The organism is Ramlibacter sp., assembly GCF_013697775.1.
Classification (GTDB): Bacteria; Pseudomonadota; Gammaproteobacteria; order Burkholderiales; family Burkholderiaceae_C; genus Ramlibacter.
Genome location: NZ_JACCWG010000465.1, coordinates 1 through 4,753, shown reverse-complemented (window position 1 = coordinate 4,753; position 4,753 = coordinate 1). Strand labels below are relative to the sequence as shown.

Genomic DNA, 4,753 nt, shown 5'->3' with positions numbered 1-4,753 from the left:
GCCCATACCAGCAGCGCCAGCGCCGCGGCAGCGCCCAGCCACACCGGCAGGCGCCGCGGCAATGCAGGCGCGGCCAGCAGGGCCAGCGCGCTGAAGCTCCAGGCAACCAGCAAGGGCACCGCGTTGGCGGAAGGGCCGGGCGCGAACGGCTGGATCCAGGGCAGCGCCGCGCAGGCGGCCAGCACCCAGCGCGCGGCCGCGGCGGAGGAAGAATCGGCGGAGGACGTGGCGCCAGTCAAGACGTGTTGCGGGAGTGAGCCAGGGACCCCGTCCGCGGCTTGCGCGCGGGTGGTGGCACGGCGGTGCCGGACTATACTGGACCGCTGGACCAGGACGGAGCGAGCCGCGGATGAAAGCAGTGATTTTGGCCGGGGGCAAGGGCACGCGCTTGTCGGAAGAGACGGTGCTCAAGCCCAAGCCGATGGTGGAAATCGGCGGCATGCCCATCCTGTGGCACATCATGAAGATCTATGCCGGCCACGGCATCACCGAATTCATCGTCTGCCTGGGCCACCGCGGCTACCAGATCAAGGAATGGTTCGTGAACCAGCGCCTGCACCTGGCCGACATCACCGTGGACCTGCGCAGCGGCGACCTGCAGATCCACCGGCAACTGGGCGAACCCTGGAAGGTCACCATGGTGGAAACCGGCGAAAGCGCGCTCACCGCCACCCGCCTGAAACGCGTCATTCCCTACCTGGACGGCTCAGACTTCTGCATGACTTATGGGGACGGCGTCGGCAGCGTGGACATCAGCACGCTGCTGGAGTTCCACCGCAACAGCGGCAAGCAGGCCACGGTCACGGTGGTACAGCCACCCGGGCGCTTCGGCTCGGTGGACCTGGAAGGCGACGACGTGCGCGGCTTCGTGGAAAAACCGGTGGGCGACGGCGGCTGGATCAACGCCGGCTTCTTCGTGCTCAAGCCCGAGGCGCTGGCCCACATCCCCGAGGAAGACTGCATGTGGGAAGGCCCGCCGGTGCAGTCGCTGGCCACCGCCGGCGAGCTGGCGGCGTACCGCCACGACGGCTTCTGGCTGCCCATGGACACGCTGCGCGACAAGGAGCGGCTGGAGGAGCTATGGGCCACCGGCAGCGCGCCGTGGAAGAACTGGACCTGAGGCGCGGCGCAATGGCTTCCAAGGCACTGGCATGGGATACCGCGTTCTGGCGCGGCAGGCGGGTTCTGCTGACGGGACACACCGGCTTCAAGGGTGCCTGGCTGGCGGCCTGGCTGGTGAAACTGGGCGCGCACGTCACCGGCTTCAGCCTGCCCGCGCCGGGCCGGCAGTCGCAGGCGTGGGACTTCGTGGGCGCCGAGCTGGCTGCGCAAGGGCTGAACGACCTGCGCGGCGACATCAATGGTGCCGGACTCGACGCCGCGGTCGCCGCGGCCGACGCCGAGATCGTGCTGCACCTGGCCGCGCAGGCGATCGTGCTCGACTCCTACACCGCGCCGGTGGACACCTGGCAGACCAACGTGATGGGCACGCTGCAGCTGCTGCAGGCGCTGGCGCGGCACGGCCGGCCCTGCGCCTTCGTCGGCGTCACCAGCGACAAGTGCTACGACAACAAGGGCTGGCCCTGGGGCTACCGCGAGATCGACCCGCTGGGCGGCAAGGACCCGTATTCGGCCAGCAAGGCGGCCTGCGAAATCCTGCTGGCAAGCTGGCGCGCTTCGTTCTCGGCATCCACCGGCATCGCGGTGGCCAGCGCGCGCGCCGGCAACGTGATCGGCGGCGGCGACAACTCCGCCCACCGCATCGTGCCGGACCTGGTGCGCGCCTTCGCTGCCGGCGATGCCGCGCACATCCGCAACCCCGCCTCCACGCGGCCCTACCAGCACGTGCTGGAGCCCTTGTCCGGTTACATGCTGCTGGCCCGTTTTCTGCATGAGCAGCCGCAAGAGTTCGCGCAGGCCTACAACTTCGGGCCCGATGCGGGCGGCGAGCAGCGAACCGACCGGCTGGCCCGCGCCGTCGCCGCCCATTGGGGCCCGAGCGCGCGCCTGACCATGAACGAGGAGCCGGCGGGGCCCGCCGAAGCCCAGTTCCTGATGCTGGATAGCAGCAAGGCCCGGAAGGATTTGGCCTGGATGCCCACCTGGAACGTGGAACAGGCCGTTGCAGCCACCGTGGCGTGGCATAAGACGGCACTGGCCCATCCACAGCAGGCGGGCACGGAAACCTTGCGGCAGATCGCCCACTACGAAACCGGCTCGTCCTGAGGCCGCCACCTCAACGGTGACAATCTTGTCGGTCCGCCCGCCGGATTTGTTTTCTTTTTTGATTTCTGATGCTCCCGAACATGCCTTCCACGACAACGACCTCCCCGCCCGCCATCGACGCCTGCTGGATGGCCGCGGATGCCGACGGCCGCCCGGTCGTGGTCTGCCAGCTGCTGGGCGACCATGCGCTGGTGTTCGACCATGCCGCCGATGCCGAGCCCAGCGCCGCGGAAACGCAAGCCGGCGTCAAGCGCCTGCGCGCCGTGCCTGCCGCCGGCCTGCGGCCCCAGGCGGCGCTGTCCTGGCCGGCCGCCGAACGCGTGCTGCGCGCGCTGACCGTACGGCACGCCGTGGAGCACGCGACGCGCACGTCCGCCCAGGTGGTGCACTTCGTGCCGGGCCAAAGCCGCATCCAGCCTTCGGGCAAGGTGGTGGGCGCGCCGGAGGCGGCCAACCTGGTGGAAGCCAGCCTGGACCTGTGGCTCACGGCCGGGCGCTTCGGCGACCGCTTCGAGGCGCAGATCGCTGGCTGGTTCGGCGCGTCCAAGGCCATCGCCGTCAATTCGGGCTCGTCGGCCAACCTGGTGGCGCTGTCCACGCTGACTTCGCCGCAGCTGGGCGACCGCGCGCTGCGCAAGGGGGACGAAGTCATTACCGCCGCGGCCGGCTTCCCGACCACGGTCAACCCGATCCTGCAGAACGGCCTGGTGCCGGTATTCGTGGATTCGGAACTCGGCACCGGCAACATCGACGTGGCGCTGATCGAGGCGGCCATCGGCCCGCGCACCCGCGCCATCATGGCCGCGCACACGCTGGGCAACCCGATGGACATGCGCGAGATCATGCGCATCGCGCGCAAGCACAAGCTGTGGGTGATCGAGGACTGCTGCGACGCCTTCGGCTCCACCTTGGACGGCCAGAAGTGCGGCACCTTCGGCGACCTGGCCACGCTGTCGTTCTACCCGGCGCACCACATCACCATGGGCGAGGGCGGGGCGGTGTTCGGGCGCGACGCCAACCTGATGAAGATCGCCGAGTCGTTTCGCGACTGGGGCCGCGACTGCTACTGCCCGCCCGGCAAGGAAAACACCTGCGGCCAGCGCTTCTGCTGGAAGCTGGGCCAGCTGCCCCAGGGCTACGACCACAAGTACATCTACACCCACGCCGGCTTCAACCTGAAGATCACCGACATGCAGGCGGCGGTGGGCGTGGCGCAGCTGGAGCGGCTGCAGGGGTTCATCGAGGCGCGCATTGCGAACCATGCGCGGCTGGCGGCCCGCCTGCGCGAGCTCGGCGTGGACCAGTATGCGCACCTGCCCGAAGCGGTGGCCGGGGCGGTGCCCTCTTGGTTCGGCTTCCTGATCACGCTCAAGCCCGGTGCGCCGTGCAGCCGCAACGAGCTGACCGGCTACCTGGAGCAGCAGGGCATCGGCACCCGGCTGCTGTTCGCCGGCAACCTCACCAAGCAGCCGTATTTCGCCGGCCGCGAATACCGCGCGGTGGGCGCGCTGGACAACGCCGACCGCCTGATGGACGGCGCGTTCTGGGTCGGCGTGTGGCCGGGCCTCGGCGACGCGCAGATCGACTTCATCGCTGACAGCATTGCCAGCTACCTGGGGCTGCACTGGCAATGAGCCGGGACGTGCACGCGCAGCCGCTCGCGCGGGCCCGGGCGGCCTGCGCACCGGCGCTGCTCGCGCCGCTGCACGGCGCGCGGCTGTTCGTCACCGGCGGCACCGGCTTCCTGGGCCAGTGGGTGCTGCGCGCTCTGGCGGATCTGAATGCGCAGGGCTTCGGCATCCGGCTGCAATGCGCGAGCCGCGACCCGGCCGCGTTCCTAGGGGGCGACGCATGGCGCAATGCCTTGGGCGCCGGGTGGCTGGCCTGCGACGCCGCGGGCTTCGCGCAACTGCGCATCGACGCGCAGACGACGCACGTGCTGCACCTGGCCGCGAGTTCCGACGCGGCGCGCAATTACGCCGATCCGCTGGCGGCCTGCAACGACATCCTGGACGGCACACGCGGCTGCATCGCATTGGCGCGGGCCTGTGGCGCGCACCTGCACTACGTGAGCTCCGGCGCCGTGTACGGGCCGCGCAAGGCATCCGACGGGCCGGCGCGCGAAGACCAGGTCGAGCGCTTCGCCCCGCACCCGCTCGATCCGCGCCAGGCCTACGGCAACGCCAAGCGCATGGCCGAGGCCATGGTGGCGTCGGGCCTGGACAACTTCTGCATTTCGCGGCCGTTCGCCTTCCTCGGCCCCGGCCTGCCGCTGGACAAGCATTTCGCCGCCGGCAATTTCGTCAACGATGCCGCGCACGGCCGGCCGATCCGCATCAGCGGCGACGGCACGCCACTGCGCTCCTACATGCATCCCGCGGACTACGCGGTGTGGACACTGGCGCTGCTGGCGCAGGCGCCGCGCCGCGGCGCGTTCAACGTCGGCGCGGACGAACCGGTGTCGATCGCCGCGCTGGCACATGCGGTCTGCCACGCGGCCGGATCGCCGCCGCCGCAGGTCGCGGGC

The 4,753-nt window shown here is 70.3% G+C and carries 4 protein-coding genes and 1 pseudogene; 4 read left to right on the top strand and 1 reads right to left on the bottom strand.

Features of this window, described 5'->3' with window-relative positions:
• Window positions 1-239 (bottom strand): annotated as a pseudogene (locus tag H0U68_RS23660) (hypothetical protein); the annotation flags it as partial.
• Window positions 240-349: 110 nt separating this feature from the next.
• Here H0U68_RS23660 and rfbF point away from each other — a divergent pair.
• The 4 genes from rfbF to H0U68_RS23640 form a co-directional block, all read left to right on the top strand.
• Complete coding sequence (gene rfbF, locus H0U68_RS23655; protein ID WP_296359382.1) at window positions 350-1,120, top strand: glucose-1-phosphate cytidylyltransferase; 771 nt, start codon at window positions 350-352, stop codon at window positions 1,118-1,120.
• Between the two features lie 11 nt (window positions 1,121-1,131).
• Window positions 1,132-2,226: a CDP-glucose 4,6-dehydratase gene (gene rfbG / locus H0U68_RS23650; RefSeq protein WP_296359381.1), complete on the top strand. Its 1,095-nt coding sequence runs from the start codon at window positions 1,132-1,134 to the stop codon at window positions 2,224-2,226.
• 80 nt (window positions 2,227-2,306) lie between these two features.
• Complete coding sequence (gene rfbH / locus H0U68_RS23645) at window positions 2,307-3,860, top strand: lipopolysaccharide biosynthesis protein RfbH (RefSeq protein ID WP_296359379.1); 1,554 nt, start codon at window positions 2,307-2,309, stop codon at window positions 3,858-3,860.
• The coding region (locus H0U68_RS23640; protein WP_296359377.1) for an NAD(P)-dependent oxidoreductase at window positions 3,857-4,753 on the top strand (897 nt) is incomplete at its 3' end. The genes rfbH and H0U68_RS23640, both read left to right, overlap by 4 nt.